Annotated in this window: 16 protein-coding genes; 9 read left to right on the top strand and 7 right to left on the bottom strand. The window is 64.7% G+C overall.

Going from position 1 to position 19,183, the window contains the following annotated elements; all coding sequences use genetic code 11:
* The first annotated feature begins 664 nt into the window (after window positions 1–664).
* The 5 genes from ACTJKT_RS00790 to ACTJKT_RS00770 all read left to right on the top strand — a co-directional run bounded on the left by ACTJKT_RS00790 (window position 665) and on the right by ACTJKT_RS00770 (window position 6,609).
* A complete protein-coding gene (locus tag ACTJKT_RS00790) occupies window positions 665–934 on the top strand; it encodes a hypothetical protein (RefSeq protein WP_007925627.1) in 270 nt (89 codons plus the stop codon).
* Between the two features lie 483 nt (window positions 935–1,417).
* On the top strand, window positions 1,418–1,885 hold the full coding sequence (locus ACTJKT_RS00785) for a (2Fe-2S)-binding protein (protein WP_440785787.1): 468 nt from the start codon (window positions 1,418–1,420) through the stop codon (window positions 1,883–1,885).
* Window positions 1,885–4,134, top strand: a complete 2,250-nt coding sequence (locus ACTJKT_RS00780; RefSeq protein ID WP_440785786.1) for a molybdopterin cofactor-binding domain-containing protein — start codon at window positions 1,885–1,887, stop codon at window positions 4,132–4,134. Before ACTJKT_RS00785 ends, ACTJKT_RS00780 begins: the two co-directional genes overlap by 1 nt.
* Window positions 4,135–4,150: 16 nt before the next feature.
* Entirely contained in the window at window positions 4,151–5,503 is a 1,353-nt protein-coding gene (locus ACTJKT_RS00775; protein ID WP_440785785.1) for a c-type cytochrome, read from the top strand.
* A 77-nt stretch (window positions 5,504–5,580) separates the two neighbouring features.
* Entirely contained in the window at window positions 5,581–6,609 is a 1,029-nt protein-coding gene (locus ACTJKT_RS00770) for an XdhC family protein (protein ID WP_440785784.1), read from the top strand.
* Between the two features lie 19 nt (window positions 6,610–6,628).
* On the opposite strand, the gene ACTJKT_RS00765 is transcribed toward ACTJKT_RS00770, so the two are convergent.
* Window positions 6,629–7,519 carry a universal stress protein gene (locus ACTJKT_RS00765; protein WP_440785783.1) on the bottom strand — a complete coding sequence of 297 codons (891 nt, stop codon included), beginning with the start codon at window positions 7,517–7,519 and terminating at the stop codon, window positions 6,629–6,631.
* A gap of 310 nt (window positions 7,520–7,829) precedes the next feature.
* Between ACTJKT_RS00765 and ACTJKT_RS00760 the strand changes: the two genes are divergently transcribed.
* A complete protein-coding gene (locus ACTJKT_RS00760) occupies window positions 7,830–8,762 on the top strand; it encodes a universal stress protein (protein ID WP_440785782.1) in 933 nt (310 codons plus the stop codon).
* An 11-nt stretch (window positions 8,763–8,773) separates the two neighbouring features.
* On the opposite strand, the gene ACTJKT_RS00755 is transcribed toward ACTJKT_RS00760, so the two are convergent.
* On the bottom strand, window positions 8,774–9,442 hold the full coding sequence (locus ACTJKT_RS00755; RefSeq protein ID WP_440785781.1) for a TetR family transcriptional regulator: 669 nt from the start codon (window positions 9,440–9,442) through the stop codon (window positions 8,774–8,776).
* Window positions 9,443–9,570: 128 nt separating this feature from the next.
* On the opposite strand from ACTJKT_RS00755, the gene ACTJKT_RS00750 reads away from it, so the two are divergent.
* From ACTJKT_RS00750 to ACTJKT_RS00740, 3 genes are all read left to right on the top strand, one after another.
* A complete protein-coding gene (locus tag ACTJKT_RS00750; RefSeq protein ID WP_440785780.1) occupies window positions 9,571–10,230 on the top strand; it encodes an O-methyltransferase in 660 nt (219 codons plus the stop codon).
* A gap of 258 nt (window positions 10,231–10,488) precedes the next feature.
* Entirely contained in the window at window positions 10,489–11,616 is a 1,128-nt protein-coding gene (locus ACTJKT_RS00745) for an NAD(P)-dependent alcohol dehydrogenase (RefSeq protein WP_440785779.1), read from the top strand.
* A 29-nt stretch (window positions 11,617–11,645) separates the two neighbouring features.
* A complete protein-coding gene (locus tag ACTJKT_RS00740) occupies window positions 11,646–12,026 on the top strand; it encodes a nuclear transport factor 2 family protein (protein WP_440785778.1) in 381 nt (126 codons plus the stop codon).
* A gap of 32 nt (window positions 12,027–12,058) precedes the next feature.
* Here the strand turns inward: ACTJKT_RS00740 and ACTJKT_RS00735 are convergent, their stop codons facing one another.
* From ACTJKT_RS00735 to ACTJKT_RS00715, 5 genes are all read right to left on the bottom strand, one after another.
* Window positions 12,059–13,843, bottom strand: coding sequence for a SulP family inorganic anion transporter (locus ACTJKT_RS00735; RefSeq protein ID WP_440785777.1), 1,785 nt, complete (start codon window positions 13,841–13,843; stop codon window positions 12,059–12,061).
* 49 nt (window positions 13,844–13,892) lie between these two features.
* Entirely contained in the window at window positions 13,893–14,714 is an 822-nt protein-coding gene (gene ppk2 / locus ACTJKT_RS00730; protein ID WP_440785776.1) for a polyphosphate kinase 2, read from the bottom strand.
* Between the two features lie 126 nt (window positions 14,715–14,840).
* Window positions 14,841–16,451 carry a gamma-glutamyltransferase family protein gene (locus ACTJKT_RS00725; RefSeq protein WP_440785775.1) on the bottom strand — a complete coding sequence of 537 codons (1,611 nt, stop codon included), beginning with the start codon at window positions 16,449–16,451 and terminating at the stop codon, window positions 14,841–14,843.
* Window positions 16,452–16,736: 285 nt separating this feature from the next.
* Window positions 16,737–17,660 carry a SphA family protein gene (locus tag ACTJKT_RS00720; RefSeq protein ID WP_440785774.1) on the bottom strand — a complete coding sequence of 308 codons (924 nt, stop codon included), beginning with the start codon at window positions 17,658–17,660 and terminating at the stop codon, window positions 16,737–16,739.
* A gap of 22 nt (window positions 17,661–17,682) precedes the next feature.
* Complete coding sequence (locus tag ACTJKT_RS00715; RefSeq protein WP_440786055.1) at window positions 17,683–19,068, bottom strand: OprD family outer membrane porin; 1,386 nt, start codon at window positions 19,066–19,068, stop codon at window positions 17,683–17,685.
* Window positions 19,069–19,183: the final 115 nt, after the last annotated feature.

The following is a 19,183-nucleotide window of genomic DNA, read 5'->3' as shown; positions in this document are numbered from 1 at the left end:
GAAGACAACATCCCCTATAAACGTCCTTATTTAACTCATCCCCTGTTAGAGCAATGACGTGCAGCTTAATCCTGACCAACCACTCAGGATCAAAATTGATCATCTAGCGACTTTGCAACGCTTTAATGACGCTTCAGAGAAGAGAAAATGACATGATTAATGCTGGCACAGTGGAATCTCTACAGCAGTCGGGCTTTGACATAGAGCCTTCAGTAGGGGCGGCCAAGCTATCATGTTCAAGGGCTCTGACCGCTCGTAGCCAATAGCCAACGCCTTACATCTCACACAGCCAAATGCGCACATACTTTTTACTGATGTTTGATAGCTTAAGGCCATCCAGCGGCATGCCCCATAAGCAGAGCCGCTGTAGACAAGACACGGAGGTCTGGCAGTCATCATTCATCGAAGGCTGTTTCCATCAGGGACAAGGATCTGAAGCCGGCGACCACCTAATCCTCCATGACCAAAGATTCGCGCTTGCCACTTGATGGCCCGCAGTGTGCGACTTGTGCAGTACGTACTGGTGCTCTCCCAAACGCCCTGTTTCACGATGAACAGCGCTTGGGAAAACCGCCCAGCACAATGGATTCCGGAAACCATTCAATAAACGGGGCGGACTCCGAAAAGCCAGACGAGTAGGAACTTATATATGGAGATATATCGTATGTCGGCTCAAGAAAACTTTGTTGGCGGATGGACTCCTTATCACGAACTGACTCCAAAGGATCGGGAAGTATTCAAAGAGGCCCTGGCCGGGTTCGTGGGTGTGCACTACACCCCTGAGAAAGTTTCGACCCAGGTCGTCAACGGCACCAACTATCGTTATCTGTCGAAAGCCACGGTGCCTGGCTCGTCGGATAGCTGGCAAGCGGTAGTGGAAATCTACGCGCCTATCAAAGGCAAGCCGCACATCACCCAGATCCACCGGATCTAAGCAGGGATCAAACCCGTCGGGTCGCGCACAGGTTGCGCGGCCCGATGGTTCATCACAACGCCCTCCTTCCTGGCCCTCCTCCTCAGCAATAACCGCCCCACCCCTCCTCCTTGTGCAGTTGCTCCAGCCAGCCAAGCCCCCCGCTTTTGCGCAATCCTCTGGAATACTTGCCTGATCCTCTGAGCTTGCCGGGTATCGGATAGGAAAGCCTTTCCCCCTGGGCTAGAGTTCGGTCACTAGGAGCCAGCCGCCATGACCCAAGCCCGCGCCGGCCAGGCATCGCCCCTGGCACAACCCCTCGATATCTCCTCGTATTTTCTCGTTTCCTCATCGGGCCTTCCGGCCGACTCCGAAGTGCTCACGGCCAGCCCCGTGCGCGGCGTACCCGCCCCTTTACCAGCGTTTCTTGAGCAAGGATGCGCCTCGTAGCGCCTCCCTGAAGAAAAAACAAAGACACACCAACCGATGATCAGCAGGTGAGCCATGGAACTACGAATCAACCAAAAGGCCTATCAGGTCGATGCCGACGCCGACACGCCGTTGCTGTGGGTGATCCGCGATGACCTGGGCCTGACCGGCACCAAGTACGGTTGCGGCCTGGCCCAGTGCGGCGCTTGTTCCGTGCTGGTGGATGGCAACCTGGTGCGCGCCTGCGTCACCCCGGTGGCTGGGGTGGTCGGCCGCGAGGTCACCACCATCGAGGCGATCGAAACTGATGAAGTGGGCAAGCGCGTGGTGGCTGCCTGGGTCGAGCATCAGGTGGCCCAGTGTGGCTACTGCCAGTCCGGCCAGGTCATGGCAGCCACCGCGCTGCTCAAGCACACCGCCGCGCCCAGTGATGCGCAGATCGAGGCGGCGATGGTCAACCTGTGCCGCTGCGGCACCTACAACGCCATCCGTACTGCGGTGCATGATCTTGCCGCACAGCCTGCCAAGAAGGAAAGCGCCTGATGAACAAGCCCATCGACTCCGCTAAAGAACTTCTGAGCCTGGCGCTGGACGAGCCGGTCAACCTGTCCCGCCGACGCTTTCTGACCGGTACCGCCGTGGGGGCGCTGGTGCTCGGTTTCGGCCTGCCGCTCGGCTCGGCCAGGGTCCTGGCCGCCACAGCGACCGCCGCGGAACGCGGGACCCAGGTCCCGGCGTTTCTCGAGATTCGCCCGGACGGCAGCGTGCGCCTGCTCAGCCCCTTTATGGAAGGCGGACAAGGCACCCACACCGCCATGGCCCAGATCGTCGGTGAAGAGCTGGATGCCGATCCCGCCACCTTCGTGGTCGAGAGCGCGCCACCCGGCGAAGCCTATGTGGTGATGGAGAATGGCCTGCGTATCACCGGCGGCAGCATGTCGGTACGCATGAGTTACCCGACCATGCGCCGCCTGGGCGCCCTCGCCCGCGCCATGCTGCTGCAAGCCGGTGCCGAACAACTGGGCGTCCCGGTGGCCGAGCTGTCCACCGAGCCTGGCCGAGTGCTGCATGCCGCTTCCGGTCGCTCCCTGGGCTACGGTGAGCTGGCCGGTCGCGCCCTGGATATGCCGGTGCCCGACCCGGCCAGCATCACCCTGCGCGACCCGAGCCAGTTCCGCTGGATCGGCAAGCCGGTGCGGCGTGTCGATGCCTACGAGAAATCCACCGGCAAGGCGCTGTACAGCATCGATCTGAAGGTCGACGGCATGCTCCACGCCGCCGTGCAGCACGCGCCGCGCCTGGGCATGACTGTGGGCAATCTGCGCAACGAGGAGCAGGTCAAGGCCATGAAAGGTGTGCACTCCGTTCACCAGTTGCCCGGCGCGGTGGCGGTGGTCGCCGAACGCTGGTGGCACGCCAAGCGTGCGGTAGAAGCCATCCAGGTCGACTGGCTGGAAGCATCCGCCGATTCGAAGGTACGGGCGATGCCCGCCGATTTTTCCAGCGATGGCTTCCGCGATTTTCTCGCCGCCCAGCAAGGCCCAGCCCGCGACGACGAGAACGAAGGCGACGTGGCCGCCGCCCTGGCCAGTGCCAAGACCCAGGTCGAGGCCACCTACCACAACCAGTACCTCAACCACGCCCAGCTGGAGCCGCCTTCGGCCCTGGCGCGCTTCAACCCCGACGGCTCGCTCGAGGTCTGGCTGCCCAACCAGGCGCCGGACATGTTCCGCGACGACATCGCCAGGCGCACCGGTCTTTCTGCCTCGCAGATCACCCTGCACTCGCCGCTGCTGGGCGGTTTTTTCGGCCGGCATTTCCTCTATGACTCGGCCAATCCCTACCCACAGGCCATCGCCCTGGCCAAGGCCGTCGGCCGGCCGGTCAAGGTGATCTGGAGCCGTGAGGAAGAGTTCGTGCGCGATGTGCTGCGCCCGGTCGCCGTGGTCAAGTTCCGTGCCGCGCTGGACGCCGAAGGCCTGCCGGTGGCGATCGAGGCGGTGAGCGCCACCGAAGGCCCCACCGAAGCCATCGCCGGCAAGCAGGGCGAGAAAATCGACCCTACGGCCGTCGAAGGGCTGTCGGGCAAGTCCTACGCGATTGCCAACAAACGCATCGCGCAGATCTACGTCAAGGGCCCGGCCATGCTCGGCTACTGGCGTTCGGTGGGCAATTCGCTCAACGACTTCTTCTACGAAGCCTTCCTCGACGAGCTGGCGGACAAAGGTGGCCGCGACCCCTACGAACTACGCCAGCACCTGCTGCGCGACAACCCGCGCCTGACCACCCTGCTGCAGGCGGTGGGCGAACTGTCCGGCGGCTGGAAGCGCGGCCCGTTCACCGCCGAGGACGGCAGCCGACGCGCCCGCGGCGTGGCCATGGCCTCGCCGTTCGGCTCGCACACGGCGGTGATCGCCGAGGTGTCGATCGAGCGCGGCCAGGTCAAGGTCCATGACATCTGGCAGGCCATCGACCCAGGCAGCATCGTCAACCCGGCGATAGTCGAGGCCCAGGTCAATGGCGCCGTGGCCCTGGGGTTGTCCCAGACATTGCTGGAGGAAGCGATCTACCTGGACGGCAAGCCACGGGCGCGCAACTACGACCTGTACCCGATCCTGCCGCTTTCACGCATGGCGCGGGTGCATGTGCGGATAGTCGAGAGTGGCGAAAAGATGGGCGGTATCGGCGAGCCACCGCTCCCCGCAGTGGCGCCGGCGGTGGCCAACGCGGTGGCGTGGCTGACCGGCCAGCGCATCCGTAGCCTGCCATTGAGCCGATACACCTTCAGCTAACCGACAAGGACTGCCCATGAATAACAGCCGATTCGCAAGAACCGCAGGCTGGCTGGCCTTGCCGTGCCTGGTCGCGGCAGGCCTGCTGGCCTGGTATGTGACCCGCCAGCCTGCCTCGCCCTTTGAACAGGAACAGGCCGCAGCGGCCAGCTTCGACCCCGCACTGGTGAGCCGCGGCGAGTACGTCGCCCGGGTCAGCGACTGCGTGGCCTGCCACAGCCTGCCGGGCAAGGCGCCCTTCGCCGGCGGCCTGGAAATGGCCACGCCGCTGGGGGCCATCCACGCCACCAACGTCACCCCCGACCGGGATGTCGGCATCGGCGCCTACAGCCTGGCCGACTTCGACCGCGCCGTGCGCCATGGCGTCGCGCCGGGCGGCCGGCGGCTCTACCCGGCCATGCCCTACCCGTCCTACGTCAAGCTCAGCGACGATGACATGCGCGCGCTGTACGCGTTCTTCATGAAAGGCGTGCAGCCGGCCAGCCAGCCCAACGTCCCCAGCGACATCCCCTGGCCGCTCAATATGCGCTGGCCCATCGCGCTGTGGAACGGCCTGTTCGCCCCGAGCACGCCCTACGCGGCCAAACCCGCCGAGGACGCGCTGTGGAACCGCGGCGCCTACATCGTCCAGGGGCCGGGCCACTGCGGCAGCTGCCACACCCCGCGCGGCCTGGCGTTCAACGAGAAGGCCCTGGACGAGTCCGGCGCGCCGTTCCTCGCCGGCGCCCTGCTCGATGGCTGGTACGCGCCAAGCCTGCGCCAGGACCCCAACACCGGCCTGGGACGCTGGAGCGAGCCGGAGATCGTGCAGTTCCTCAAGACCGGCCGCAACAAACATGCGGTGGTCTACGGCTCGATGACCGAAGCCTTCAACAACTCCACCCAGTTCATGGCCGACGAGGACCTGGCCGCGATCGCCCGCTACCTCAAGTCGCTGCCCGGCGACCCGCAGCGCGATGGCACGCCCTGGCAGTACCAGGCGGTGTCCGCCACCACCCGCCTGGACAGCCCCGGAGCCCATACCTACGTGACCCGCTGCGCTTCCTGCCATGGCCTCGACGGCCAGGGCCAGGCCGAATGGATGCCGCCCCTGGCCGGCGCCACCTCGGCGCTGGCCAAGGAAAACGCGTCGGCGATCAACATCACCCTCAACGGCTCGCAGCGCATCGTCAGCGCCGGCGTGCCGGATGCCTACCGCATGCCGGCCTTTCGCGAGCAGCTGTCGGACCGGGAAATCGCCGAGGTCCTGACCTTCGTGCGCGGCACCTGGGGCAACCAGGGTAGCGCGGTCGATGCGCAAGCGGTCGGCAAGCTGCGCGGGCATACCGACCCGGCCAGCAGCAGCCCAATCGTCCTGCACATGCGTTGAAAAGAAGGGCTGCTGGCGATCCCCTCCTCCAGGATCGGGTTTGCCGGCAGCCCCTCCCATGAACAACGGAGGTCCCCATGGAAAGCATCGATCTACTGGTCCTGAGCACCGCCCATGACTGGCTCCAGGCCGGTCAACGGGTGCTGCTCGCCACCGTGGCCCGCACCTGGGGCTCCTCGCCCCGCCCCGTGGGCTCGATGATGGCCCTGCGCGGCGATGGTCGGGTGGTGGGCAGCGTCTCGGGAGGTTGCATCGAGGACGATCTGATCCACCGCTACACCAGCGCCTACGGTGGCAACTCCTTGCCGGACGGGCCGCCGCAGGTGGTGCGTTATGGCATCAGCGCCGACGAAGCCCACCGCTTCGGCCTGCCCTGTGGCGGCACGCTGGAACTGATCCTCGAATTCACCCCATCCAGGCACGCCCTCGAACGGCTGCTGGCCCAGCTCAACGCCGGCCACCTGGTGCGCCGCAGCCTGGACCTGGGCAGTGGCCAGGTGACCCTGGCCAGCAGCTCTGCGCCGGAGCAGTTCGTCTTCGATGGCCAACAGATGGTCAACACCCTGGGCCCCGGCTACCGCCTGCTGCTGATCGGGGCTGGCGCGCTGGCCGAGTACCTGGCGACCATGGCGCTGTTCAACGGTTTCCGGGTCGCGGTCTGCGACCCCCGCCCCGAATACATCGGCGGCTGGAGCATCGCAGGCGTGGAGCAGTTGGTCGGCATGCCGGACGATGTGGTCCGGGCCTTCGCCCCGGATCTGCGCAGTTGCATTGTCGCCGTCAGTCATGACCCCAAGCTCGACGACCTGGCCCTGCTCGAGGCACTGCACAGCCCGGCCTTCTACATCGGCGCGATCGGTTCGCGGCGCAACAGCCAGCTGCGCCGCGAACGCCTGATCGAACACTTCGGCGAGAGCCAAGCATCGCTCCAGCGCCTGCACGGCCCGATCGGTATCTACATCGGCAGCAAGACGCCCGCGGAGATCGCCGTGAGCGTCATGGCCGAGATCCTCGCCGCCAAGAACGGGGTCGCCCTGCCCCGCGCCGTCGACATTTCGAACGCCAAGCAGGCCCGCGAGCAACTCGACTCGGTGGCGGCCCTTTGAATCGGTCCGGGGCCAGCCCCTAGACCGCCAGAACGCTGCAAGACGCCTGATACAGGATATGTTCGGTGGTGCTGCCCAACAGCTTGGCCAGCCCGCGGGACTGGTTTCTGCCCATCACGATCACATCCACATCCTGGGCGTGGGCAAATTCGCTCAGCACCGAGACGGCTTGCCCCCTGATGAAGTGTCGACACTCGGCAGGCACGCCAAAACGCTCGGCCAGCCTGAGGAAAGATTTTTCCAGATCCTCGCGCAGCTCCCTGGTAAGCCCCGCCAGGGTCATGTCGACACCGCCCATATCCGCCAGGAAAGCCGCGGCAATATCACAGGCATACAGCAGGTGCAGCTCGGCATCACACTGCAGTGCAAGGCCGGCGGCCTGATGGATGATCCGCTCATTGAGTTCATTGTCCGCAGGCTCGGTATCCGACACCTCGACCGCTGCCACGACCTTGCGCGGCAAGGCGTAGCCATTCCCGCCAATCAGATAGACCGGTATCGGGCAATGGCGCAGCAAGTGCCAGTCCAGAGGGGTGAAGAACGTGCGCTTGAGCTTCGGCTCATGCTGTATCTGCTTGATCAGCAGGTCGGGTTGCATTTCCACGACATGGTCGAGGATGTCTTGCTCCATGTCATCGACCCATGCCACCTCCGTCGTCACGGCAAGCCCCTTGCCATGCAGGTCTTCTACCTGGGCCTCAAGCCAGTCGCGCTGGTCCTGCAGGTAACTTTCCCGGGCCTGCTTGCGGTCGCCCTCCTCAAGCAACGACAGAATATCCAGAGACCTCAGCAAGGCCGCGATATGCAGGCTCGCCCCGCTGGCCTGGGCCAGGGCTACGGCGTGACCTATGGCGTGGGCATGGCGTTGAGCCGGATTGATGATCAGCAGCAACCGTTGATACTGGCTCATGATCTACCTCCAGACAGGTGGGTCTTCGGTGCCAGACGCCCATTGATGAGGGCATCCGCGTCAATCCAGATTCCTCCCTTGGCGCCTCCAGGGTTCTGATCCATGTCAGATCCCCGCGCAATGCGCCGACATGATCAATAATTCATCAATGGGCCCCTTCGCGGCTGACCGCACGTCAGTTGGCCTGCTCCACGACCGGCCGGCTTGATACAGGTCAAACTCGCCCCGCCGGCCGGCGGCAGGATCGCAGCAAGCTTTCACGGCCACAGACGCGTTGCCGTTATCTGCTATCACCCACGGGAGATTTGTCATGTCCGAGCAATCACGTTTCATGCTGGTCGCCTCGCCGCTGATGGAAAACAGCCCCGCCTTCGATCGCGCCGCCGCCCTGGCCAGGGCCGCAGGCGCGGCACTGCACATCGTGGCCTTCGACTACCTGGAGGGTTTGGCCACGGCCAGCCTGGTCAACGAACAGGCCCTGGAGCAAATGCGCCTGGGCTACGTCGAGCGCCATCGCCAATGGCTTGAAGAACAGGCCCGCCCGATGCGCAAACTGGGGGTCACCGTCACCACTGAAGTGGTGTGGGTGCAAAACCCGCTGCAGGAAATCCTGACTCATCTCAAAGAACAGCCCATGGCCCTGCTGATCAAGGCCCTGGAGCATCAATCGCTGCTGTCGAGGGTGTTTTTCACCCCCCTGGATATCCACTTGCTGCGCGAATGCCCGGTGCCCCTGCATTTTGTCAGCCACCTGCAGCATGCGCTGCCCCGCAGGATCGTCGCGGCGGTCGACCCCTTCCATCGCGATGACCAGTACCAGGACTTCAACGACCGGATACTGCATGAGGCGACAAAACTGGCCAGTGCCTGTAATGCCGAACTCGAGGTGGTCTATGCCCATGACCTGTCCTCTATCGGCGCGGACGAATTCAACTTCGACGAGAGCTCGACGTTCTTCTCCTCAAGCAAAGCCAAGACCCTGTTCGACGCACAGGGCGCTGCCCTCAACCAACTGGCGGAACGCAACGGCATTCCAGCGGAGCGCCAGCACATGATCATGGGCAGCCCGGCCAAGGTCCTTGCCAGCTACGCCGAAACCCATGGCATCGACGTGATTGTCATGGGCAGGGTCGGCCATCGTGGTGGCTTGGGGCGCCTGATCGGCAGCACGGCGGAGCAGTTGCTGTACAAGATGCCTTGCAGCGTGTGGGTGGTGTCGCCAGAGGTGCTAACGGCTGGATAAAAAGTATTTCGTTACTTTTTCAGGACGGTTGCCCCGCGCGCCTGACCGGCATCGAACGCCAGCTGCGTGAGGTAGGCGCAGAACATGTCTGCCATCGCGTCGGCGTAGGTCTCGATCTCTGCGGCGGTACGCGGGCTTTCTGAAAACTCCTTGCCAACGCTGCTGAGCGTGGTGGTGATCAAGTCGGCAGTCAGGGCACGGATTGCCTGCGACGCGTCGGGCAGCGCCTCCTCCATGAAAGCCTGGAAAATCCTCTCACCTTGCGCCTTCACAGCCTGCGCTTCAGGCGCGTGGCGATACAACGGCGCGGCGTCGTTGAGCGCCACGCGCATCCTGGCTTCCTCGCACTCGGACTGGATAAACACCTGGACCAGGACCCGCAGCCGTTCCAACGGGGCTGTGCCAAGGTCTTCGAGGATGCTGCGCAGCAGCTGCGTGGTCTGTTGCCACTCATCGCTTTGCAGGCGGAACAGGATCGCCGCCTTGTTCGGGAAGTATTGGTACAGCGAGCCGATGCTGACGCCGGCCTTCTCCGCCACCCGCGCTGTGGTGAAACGCTGCGCGCCCTCCCTGGCCAAAACCTGAGTAGCGGCTTCCAGGATCGCCGCGACCAGCTCTGTCGAGCGGGCCTGTTTAGGGTCTTTTCGCGAGGAAACCTGCGGGGTTCGGCGGTTGCTCATAAGGGCCTGACAGGGCCGGAGCCAATGCGAATAGCGGATGGGGTCACTTGCTCATATTCTCTAAATGCGACGAATTGATCGCATTTTAGCCACGCGCCGCCAGGCGTCAATTTCGGAAGGGATGCCCCATGACCAGCACACTGACTACTTCCCCGCTCGCGCCCTTGCTCGATCGCCTGTTCGAGCAGGCCGATACGGCGACCAGCCCGGCCGTCGCCGACATCCCCCGCGAGGAACGCGAGCGCCTGATGCACAGCAAGACCGAATACCTGGACTTCTATGGCCGCCTGAAGGAACTCTGGCTACCGGTTTCCCGCGAGACCGGCGGGCTGCTGTACATGCTGGCGCGCAGTACCCGGGCCCGGCACATCGTCGAATTCGGCACCTCGTTCGGCATCTCGACCCTGCACCTGGCGGCGGCGATCCGCGACAACGGCGGCGGCCGCCTGATCGGCAGCGAGTTCGAGGCGTCCAAGGTGCAACGGGCGTACCAGCACCTGCTCGAAGGCGGCCTGGCTGACCTGGTGGAAATCCGCGAGGGCGACGCGCTGAAGACCCTGGCGGTCGACCTTCCCGAGTCCATCGACCTGCTGTTGCTCGACGGTGCCAAGGCGCTGTATGCCGATATCCTGGCCCTGGTCGAAAGCCGCCTGCGGCCGGGCGCGCTGATCGTCGCCGACAACACGGATTACTGCCCGGACTACCTGGCCCGGGTCCGCTCGCCCGGCAGCGGCTACCTGTCCGTACCCTTCAGCGACGACGTGGAACTGTCGATGCGGCTCGGCTGAGTCCCGTAACCATGAGGATCTGCCGCCCGCGAGGCGGCAGATTCGCCTACTGCCGTCCCGTATCGCCCCCCCATCTCACTCAAGATTCGCCAAAAGCTGGCCCTATACCCGGTTTGGCATGGAGGGATCGCCAAATACCATTATTCGGGCCCGCCTGGCCCTTCGATAATCCCGCCCCATCGACCCGGCTTGCAGCGCTGGACAAACCACCGGCTGCATCGCCTGAATCCCCCGAAAATCAAGGCAGAGACTTCCACCATGCACATCAAGGCTGCTGTTGTTCGCGAGTCTGGCGGGCCTTTCCTGATCGAAGACCTGGAACTTGAAGCGCCCCTGGAGGGCGAGGTCCTGGTCAGGATCCTTGCCTGTGGCATCTGTCACACCGACCTGATCATCCGCGACCAGTTCTACCCTACCCCCTTGCCCGTGGTGCTCGGCCATGAAGGCGCGGGCATAGTCGAGGCCGTGGGGCTTGGGGTGAAGTCGGTCAAGCCGGGGGATCATGTACTGATGTCGTTCTCTGCCTGTGGCAACTGCCCCAGTTGCGTGGAAGGGGCAAAGGCCTATTGCTGGCACCACATGCAGATGAATTTTTCCGGCATGCGTTATTCCGGCAAGGCCTGGGACGTGCCGGCGCCGCTGTTGAAGCGCCTGCCGTCGGGCGGCGTGGAGCGGATCAATGGCGCCTTCTTCAACCAGTCGGCACTGGCGACCCACGCCATCGCCACCGAGGACAACGTGGTGGTGGTCGACGCCGATCTCGACCTGAAGATGCTGGCGCCCCTGGGCTGTGGCTTCCAGACCGGTGCCGGGGCCATTCTCAATACGTTGCGGCCTGAAGTCGGCAGCTCCCTGGTGATTAGCGGCGCCGGCAATGTCGGCCTCGCCGCGGTGATGGCCGCGGCGATCAGCCATTGCCATCCGATTATCGTGATCGACAGGGTGCCCGAGCGCCTGGCGCTGGCTCGGGAGCTGGGGGCCACCCATGTCTTCGACTCTTCCGACAGCGACCCGCTGGCCGCGGTATTGGCGCTCTGCCCGGGCGGCGTGCGTTATGGGCTGGACACTACCGGCCATCCCGCGGTGCTGCAGTCGATTTTCCAGATGCTCCAGGCGCGAGGCATATGCGGCCTGATCGGTGGTTCCAAGCCCGGCGCCGAGGTCAGCCTGGACATGACCCACTTGCTGTTCGGGCGCACCGTGCGCGGGATCCTGCAAGGCGACAGCCAACCCAAGAAGTTCCTGCCGCAACTGCTCAAGCTGTTCCGCGATGGCCTGTTCCCCATCGATCGCCTGATCCGGCATTACCGCCTCGATGAGATAGAAAACGCCATTGCCGACATGAAATCGGGGGCCACCATCAAGCCTGTGCTGCTGATGGAATGAACGCCAATCAACCTTGCAAGGAGTCAGGCATGAGCCACCCAAGCCATATCCAGGAGTACCAAGGGATCATCGACACCCTCGGCCACTACATCGCAGGCAACAGGCAGGCCAGCAGCGCGACGATGAAGCCTGCGTTTCATGAGCAGGCGACGATTTACGGTCTCAACGGCACTGAGTTTTTCGGTCCGGAGATTCAACAGCTGTATGACGACATCGATCGGTTCCCGGCCTCCCCCGATCTGCAATCCAGCGTCACCCGCGTCGATATCGTCGGCAACGCCGCCAGCGTCCGCCTCGATCTGGATAACGTCGCTGGCCACAGGTTTACCGACTTCCTCAATCTGCTGAAGATCGACGGGCAGTGGACGGTGGTCAGTAAAGTCTTCTATCTGCACCCAGGCCCTGCCTGAGGCCATGACCTAAATGGCTCTGCCGCCGCGCCTCAGTGATCCTCGCGCCCCGCCCACTCCACCGGGTACAGCGCCAGGTAGCTGTCGACGGCATCGCCTAGGGTCGGGAAGAACGCCGCTTCGCCCAGCCGCGCGAACAGCCCGAAGCGCTTCAGCTTGTCCTTGACCGGGTCTTTCATCTCGGCCACGCACAACTTGATGCCCGCCGCGTGCAGGCTGTCGTCCAGCTCCGCCAGCATGTCGGCGGAGGTCACGTCGACGCTGGTCACCGGCTCCGCCGCCACCACCAGCCAGCGCACCGGTGTCGGCGAGGCCGCCACGGCATCCAGCACCCGGTCATGGAACAGCTCGGCGTTGGCGAAAAATAATGGTGCATCCCAGCGAAACAGGACCACGCCGGGGATGAGCTGCGCGTCGGGATAACGCTTGATGTCGTGATACCCCCTGACGCCTTGCGCCCGCCCCAGGACCGCCGAATAAGGGCGCCAGCCATCCCATAGAAACTCGATGACGGCGATCACTATGGCCAGGCCGATGCCCTCGATTGCGCCAAGCACGGCCACGCCTATGGTGCAGACGATGGACAGCCAGAACTCCCAACGCTGGATGCGATAAATTCGTCGCAGGTCGCTGACTTCGATCAGGCCAATGGCGGATGCGATCACCACCGCGGCCAGGGCGCTGCTAGGCAGGTCCTCCAGCAGGTCCGGGGCCAGCACCAGCAGCAAGGCCACGGCCAGCGCGCCTATGACTCCGGTCAGCTGAGTCTTGGCGCCGGCGGCCTCGGCCACAGGGGTACGCGAGGAGCTGCTGCTGATGGCAAAACCCTGGAAAAGACCGGCGGCCAGGTTGGCGACGCCGAGCCCGACCATCTCCTGGTTCGGGTCGACATAGGTGCGGGTTCGCGCCGCGTAGACACGGGACAGCACGCTGGTATCGGCGAACGAAACCAGGGCCACCGCGCAGCCGCCGATCAGCACCGGGACGATATCGGCGCGGGTGATCCAGGGCACGGCGAACGCCGGCAGGCCTTGTGGCAGCGAGCCGAGGACCGAGACGCCGGCGGTTGCCGCAAGGTCCAGTACAGCAACGGCGACCGTCGCCGCGGTGACGGCGATCAGGATGCCCGGCACCCGCTTGTGGTTTCTGAACAGCAGAATCACCGCCAGAGTCGCCGCGCCGACCATGAAGGCGGTCCAGTTGGTTTTTCCCTCCAGCACTGCAGTGGCGATGGCCCACAGGTTGCGCAGCGGCCCCTCGGCGTCCACCGAAAAGCCGAAGAGTTTCGGCAACTGGCTGATCAAGACCGTCAGCGCAATACCGTTCATGTAGCCGTAGCGGATCGGCTTGGAAAGCAGCTCGGTGACAAACCCCAGGCGCGCGATGCCGGCCAGGATGCACACCGCCCCCGCCACTATCGCCATCATCCCCGCCAGGGCGACCGCGCGCTGCGGGTCGCCGCCGGACAGCGGCAGGACCACGGCGAGGATCACCGCCGCCAGCGAGGAGTCCGGCCCCAGCACCAGGATCCGACTGGGACCGAACAGCGCATAGGCGAGCAACGGCACTATGGTCGCGTAGAGGCCATAGATGCCGGGCAGGCCCGACGCCGCCGCGTAGGCGATGCCGACAGGCACCAGCATGGTGGTCAGCACCAGCCCGGCCACCAAGTCATAGCGCAACCAGGCGATCCGGTATTCGCGCAGCATGCGCAGCCCCGGTAGCCAGCGGCCCCAGCGGTTCTGCCCGTCGCCGGCATCCCGGCGGGCGATGCGCCCGGGTTCCGGGACGGGCGGTGAAGACCCCGAATGGCTCATGGGACGCGGGTCCTTTGCTGTACTGCGCCGGTTTGCCTACAGGTGCCGCTCAGAACTTCTCCGGAACCCGCCGCAACGGATGGTCCGACTCCCGATAGGCACCCGGCTTCTGCCGTTTGGGCAACACCACGTTCTCCCTTGGCACTTCCTTGTAGGGAATACGGCTGAGCAGGTCCGAAAGGATATTGAGCCGCGCGCGGCGCTTGTCGTTGGAGTTGGCCACCAGCCAGGGGCCATGTTCGGTGTCGGTGGCCTTGAACATCTCGTCGCGGGCGCGGGAGTAGTCATACCAGCGGCTGTATGACTTGAGGTCCATGGCGGTGAGTTTCCAGATCTTGCGTCCGTCCTTGATCCGCGCCTCGAGCCGGCGGGTCTGCTCTTCCTGGCTGACTTCCAGCCAGTACTTGAGCAGGATCACGCCCGAGTCGACGATCGCCCGCTCCACCAGCGGCACCGCCTTGAGGAAGGCGACCGCCTGCTCTTCGCTGCAGAACCCCATCACCCGCTCGACGCCCGCGCGGTTGTACCAGCTGCGGTCGAAGATCACCACTTCGCCCGCCGCGGGCAGGTGTGGCAGGTAGCGCTGCAGGTACATCTGGCTTTTCTCGCGGTCGGTCGGCGCCGGCAGCGCCACCACCCGGAACACCCGCGGGCTCAGCCGTTCGGTCAGGGCCTTGATGGTCCCGCCCTTGCCGGCGCCGTCGCGCCCCTCGAAGACGATGCAGATCTTGATGCCCTTTTCGCGCACCCACTCCTGCAGCTTGACCAGCTCCACGTGCAAGCGGCGCAACTGGTCCTCATAGTCTTTCTTGGTCAGTTTCGCGTGTTCAACGGCAGCGCCCTTGGCGACGCCCCTCTTGTTTTTTGCCATGGCCAGAACCTCATGTTCGCGTTCATCGATCGCGTGAGTCTAGTCGATGATCCGGCATCCACAGGGCTGCCCGGGCCGGCTGGGAACGCGGCAAGGACAAGCGCCCGCACCCGCTCCCCCCTTGGCTCAGAACACCGCGATATGGGCATCCGTGCGCGGTTCGGTGCCGCCGCACAGCACGCCGGTTTGCGGGTCGCGCAGGATGATCTGCCCGCGCCCGTAGCTGGTCAGGTCGCAGGCCACCTGCACCTCGTGCCCGCGCCGGGCCAGGGCGGCGGTCATGTCCCGCGAGGCGTTCTGTTCGATCCCCACTTGCAGCCCGCCCAGCCATTGCCAACGCGGCGCATCCAGGGCCGCCTGCGGGTTGAGGCCGAAATCCACCAGGTTCATGACCATCTGCACATGCCCCTGGGGCTGCATGTAGCCGCCCATCACGCCAAAGGGCCCCATGGGCACGCCGCCCTTGCTGAGGAAACCCGGGATGATGGTGTGGAAGGTCTTCTTGCCGGGCGCCAGGCAGTTCGCGTGCGCAGGATCGAGGCTGAACTCTTCGCCGCGGTTCTGCAGGGCGATGCCGCTGTCGGGCAGCACCACGCCCGAGCCGAAGCCGTGGTAGTTGCTCTGGATGAACGACACCATGTTGCCCTCGGCATCGGCGCTGGCCAGGTAGACCGTGCCGCTGGCGTGCGGGTCGCCCGGCTGCGGGGCCTGCGCCTGTTCGCCGATCTGCGCCCGACGCTGGGCCGCGTAGCGGTCGCTGAGCAAATCCTCCACCGCCACCCGCATATGCGCGGGGTCGGTGATGTAGTGCAGGCCGTCGCTGTAAGCCAGTTTCATCGCCTCCAGCTGGCGGTGCCAGGTCTGCTGGCTGTCGCGGTGATCGAAGTCGAAGCCTTCGAGAATCTTCAGGGTCATCAATACCACCAGGCCCTGGCCGCTCGGTGGAATCTCCCAGACGTCCACGCCGCGATACTTGACCTTGATCGGCTCGACCCACTGGGCGCGGTAATCCTGCAAGTCGCTGGCGCGCAGATAACCGCCGGTGGCCCGCGAATGCTGGTCCAAGCGTTGCGCCAGGGCACCGCGATAGAAGCTTTCGCAGCCGCTGGCGGCCAGTTCCGCCAAGGTCCGGGCTTGCGCCGGGTTGCGAAACAGCTCCCCGGCCCGGGGTGCCCGGCCGTCGATCAGATAGGTGTCGAACCAGCTGTCGAGCACGGCGTTGCGGCTCGGGGTGAAGTTCTCCAAGGCTCTTTGCCATTGCAGGGCAACCACCGGCGACACCGGGAAGCCATCGCCCGCCAGGCTTATGGCGGGTTGCAGCAGGTCGGCGAATGGCAAGCGGCCGAAACGCTTGGACAACTCGGCCCAGGCCGACGGACAGCCTGGGACCGTCACTGGCGTCCAGCCATGTAAAGGCATCTGTTCATGGCCGGCGGCTTTCACCGCCTCGATGCTCAGGGCCTGGGGAGCCACGCCGTTGGCGTTCAGGCCGTGCAGTTTGTTCTGGGTCCAGACCAGGGCAAAGGCGTCGCCACCGATGCCGCAACCGGTAGGCTCGACCACGGTCAAGGCCGCCGCCGTGGCGATCGCCGCGTCGATGGCGTTGCCACCGCGACGCATGATTTCAATGCCGGCCTCGGCGGCCAATGGCTGGGACGCAGCGACCATGCCGCGCTTGGCGAACACGCTTTGCCGCTGGGAGGCGTAGGGATACTCATGGGCAGAAAAGTTGAACATGACAGGACTCACACAAGGTTGAGGGTCACGACACCCGGCAGAGAAAGGCCCGGGTCCGGGCGTGGCTGGCTGAAGATCTGCTCGATCAGCCCAAGTACCGATAGCCTAGCCTCGCCATCGTCGCAACAACCTACTGCTCGGGCCGAGGTTCGATTGCTGATTCCAGGCTGCGCCTCATAAGCCCCTCGGGCACGCCTTGACACTCATAAAAAAAGGCGCCGCCAGGACGCCTGTTGAGTTTTTCCCTTTCATTGGCCCGTCCAGAACCAGCGGTATTGATAAGCACTAGAACCCATGAAGGTAGCGCAGCGTCAGTTGCGTTCCCTGGGAGCGGTTTTCGGCACCGCTTTCAAAGTAGAGATTGGCGAACAGGCTCTGCTTGCCCTGGCGGTACATCACCCCAGGGCCGATGCCCAGCACCTGTTCCCGGGAGTCTTTTTGCCGATGGCCGTCGATGCGGTCGTCGCTGATCTGCTTGAGCTGGTAACCCGCCACCCCGACCCGCCAACGCTCCGAGAGCGCATAGGACAGCGCCAGGTTGCTGTGGATCGCCTGCCCCGGCTGAATGCTGTCGGCCTCCAGCACCGACGCCGGATCATGGTTGCGGCTGGACCAGGCGTAATGAATGCGCCCGCTGACCTCCAGGCGCTCGCTCAGCTCCCAGGTGAACACATAGTGCGGGTTGAACACCCAGAGATTGCTCCCGGTATTGATGCTCGAATCCTTGCTGTAGGAACCGGTTGGCAGCGAGAACACGAAGTTCAGGCGCTGCCAGTAAGGCCGGCCGAAGAACGACACCGGGGCCCATTGCAGCAGGAACGGGCTGACGATCATATCGCCCTGGCGAGTGCGCCGGCCCTTGGGGCCCTGGTCGATGTCCAGCTCCAGGTTCACCAGCGGCAACAGCACCTCAGCGCCATAGTTCGCCCCCAGCCAGGTGTCGCTGCTGAAGTAGGCCAGGTGCGGCAGTACCGTGGTGCTGTGCACCTGCTGCCGGCCCGGGACCGAGTGGCCGCGGGCATCGTAGGCCGAATGGCTGCGGTAGTACTGCACCGGCAGTTCGAACAGCCCGCCCGGGCCGGCGACCCCGTCCATGAAGCTGGTATTGCCCAGGGCCAGGGGCGGCAGGCTGACACTGTCGGCCTCGCTCGTGGCGCAGGCCAGCGCCGAGCTGATACCCAGCGCCTTGACCCATTTCGTTCGGTTCATGCAACAGCCCCTCTGCGGCCGGTTAGAAAATGCTGAACGGGTAATCGACTATCACCCGGTATTCGTCGGCGTTGGCATTGCCGCGGGTATTGCCCGGGGCGGTGTAGCCCTGCCCCGTGCGGTGCGCGGCCCAGCGCAAGGTCAGGTTCAGGCCCTTGGCCCGGCCGTCGGGCACGGCGTAGCGCAGCGCCAGGTCGCGCTCCCAGTGATGGGCGTCCTTGCCGGCGGCGTTATAGATGTAGCCGTAGCCCTGGCTGCCAGGGTCGACCCGGGTCAGGTCGGCCTCGCCCCGGGTATAGGCGGCACTGAACTGCAGGTCCGGGGCGTCGATAAAGGCCAGGCTGGTCTGGTACTGGAGTTTCCAGGAGCGCTCCCCCGGCGCGTTGAAGTCGGCGTATTGCTGCGAATTGCTGAGGTAGAGAAAGGAGCGGTCGTCCTGGGCGATGTAGTCGAACGGGGTATTGCCATCGACCTTCTGCACCCCGAGGGTCAGGCTCTGCCCCGCACCGGCCAGGGTCAGCCCGCCGCTGTAGGTATCGTTGTCGATGCGCCCCAGTTGGCCGCGGCCCTGGTCGCGGGTTTTGAAGTAATGCAGGTAAGGCGTCAGGCTGATGCCATGGCTCAGCTTGAAGGGCTGGCTCACGCCTGCGTAGTACTGGCGCCAGATATCGCTCAGTTGCCCGCCATACAGGGTCAGCGTGGGCCCATCCACTGGGCTGTAGATGCCCCCGGCCCAGGCCATGCGCGAGGCTTCGCGGTCGGCTGCGACCCCACTCTTGGTGCCGCTGCCATAGCTGGTGGCCAGGTGGCTCTGCCCGCTCTGGTTGCGCAGGCGGGTGGAGTCGACCATGCCGACGTCCAGGGTCAGGTGTTCCAGGCTGTAGTTCTTCAGCGTCAGCCCACGAAAGGTCTGCGGAAACAGGCGACTGACCCCGCCCGCCACCAGCGGATTCTCCAGATACTGGTCGCCGGCCTGGAGCAGGCTGTCGAAGCCGCGCAGCTTCAGGGCCGCGCCGGCCGCGGAAAAATCCGCCTGCGGTGCCCGTTGCGAATCCAGCGGCAACAGCCCCGCCCCGCCACTGCCGCCTCCGCCGTCGAGCTTGAGTCCGTAGAACCCGTGCACATCCAGGCCGACACCGATCGGCGTGTCGGTGTAGCCCGAGCGAAACGACAGGTACAGGCCCTGCACCCACTCGCGCTGGTCCTGCCGCGCCGAGGTGTCGTGGTTGTCCCGGGCCAGGTAATAGTTGCGCAGCAGGCCGTTGAGCGACGAACCCTGGACAAACCCGGCCGGCACCGCCAGCTCGGCCTTTTGCCGCTCGTTGATGGCGGTGCTGAGGTTGTCGCGCTGGCCCAGGGAGTTGTCGGCCCGGACATCGACCAATGTCAGCGACAGGCCAAGGGTCATCGCCCAGCGTTGCAGGCGTATAGCAGGCACACCCGGGGGTTGGTTTCGTGTGGTCATGGTGGTTTCAGCAATCGTCAGGCGGGATATCGAGGCGCGGCCACCCAGTGGGATTTCC

The organism is Pseudomonas sp. 22526 (genome assembly GCF_052044735.1).
GTDB lineage: Bacteria > Pseudomonadota > Gammaproteobacteria > Pseudomonadales > Pseudomonadaceae > Aquipseudomonas > Aquipseudomonas piscium.
The sequence above is the reverse complement of the archived record's forward strand: the minus strand, read 5'-3'. Positions and strand labels throughout refer to the sequence as shown.

Bases quoted from the DNA above. Each gene is read 5' to 3' on its own strand.
- ACTJKT_RS00770 (WP_440785784.1), top strand. From the start codon at position 5,581: ATGGAAAGCATCGATCTACTGGTCCTGAGCACCGCCCATGACTGGCTC.
- ACTJKT_RS00775 (WP_440785785.1), top strand. From the start codon at position 4,151: ATGAATAACAGCCGATTCGCAAGAACCGCAGGCTGGCTGGCCTTGCCG.
- ACTJKT_RS00790 (WP_007925627.1), top strand. From the start codon at position 665: ATGTCGGCTCAAGAAAACTTTGTTGGCGGATGGACTCCTTATCACGAA.
- ACTJKT_RS00745 (WP_440785779.1), top strand. From the start codon at position 10,489: ATGCACATCAAGGCTGCTGTTGTTCGCGAGTCTGGCGGGCCTTTCCTG.
- ACTJKT_RS00755 (WP_440785781.1), bottom strand. From the start codon at position 9,442: ATGAGCAACCGCCGAACCCCGCAGGTTTCCTCGCGAAAAGACCCTAAA.
- ACTJKT_RS00740 (WP_440785778.1), top strand. From the start codon at position 11,646: ATGAGCCACCCAAGCCATATCCAGGAGTACCAAGGGATCATCGACACC.
- ACTJKT_RS00720 (WP_440785774.1), bottom strand. From the start codon at position 17,660: ATGAACCGAACGAAATGGGTCAAGGCGCTGGGTATCAGCTCGGCGCTG.
- ACTJKT_RS00785 (WP_440785787.1), top strand. From the start codon at position 1,418: ATGGAACTACGAATCAACCAAAAGGCCTATCAGGTCGATGCCGACGCC.
- ppk2 (WP_440785776.1), bottom strand. From the start codon at position 14,714: ATGGCAAAAAACAAGAGGGGCGTCGCCAAGGGCGCTGCCGTTGAACAC.
- ACTJKT_RS00750 (WP_440785780.1), top strand. From the start codon at position 9,571: ATGACCAGCACACTGACTACTTCCCCGCTCGCGCCCTTGCTCGATCGC.
- ACTJKT_RS00725 (WP_440785775.1), bottom strand. From the start codon at position 16,451: ATGTTCAACTTTTCTGCCCATGAGTATCCCTACGCCTCCCAGCGGCAA.
- ACTJKT_RS00780 (WP_440785786.1), top strand. From the start codon at position 1,885: ATGAACAAGCCCATCGACTCCGCTAAAGAACTTCTGAGCCTGGCGCTG.
- ACTJKT_RS00765 (WP_440785783.1), bottom strand. From the start codon at position 7,519: ATGAGCCAGTATCAACGGTTGCTGCTGATCATCAATCCGGCTCAACGC.
- ACTJKT_RS00760 (WP_440785782.1), top strand. From the start codon at position 7,830: ATGTCCGAGCAATCACGTTTCATGCTGGTCGCCTCGCCGCTGATGGAA.
- ACTJKT_RS00735 (WP_440785777.1), bottom strand. From the start codon at position 13,843: ATGAGCCATTCGGGGTCTTCACCGCCCGTCCCGGAACCCGGGCGCATC.
- ACTJKT_RS00715 (WP_440786055.1), bottom strand. From the start codon at position 19,068: ATGACCCTTGGCCTGTCGCTGACATTGGTCGATGTCCGGGCCGACAAC.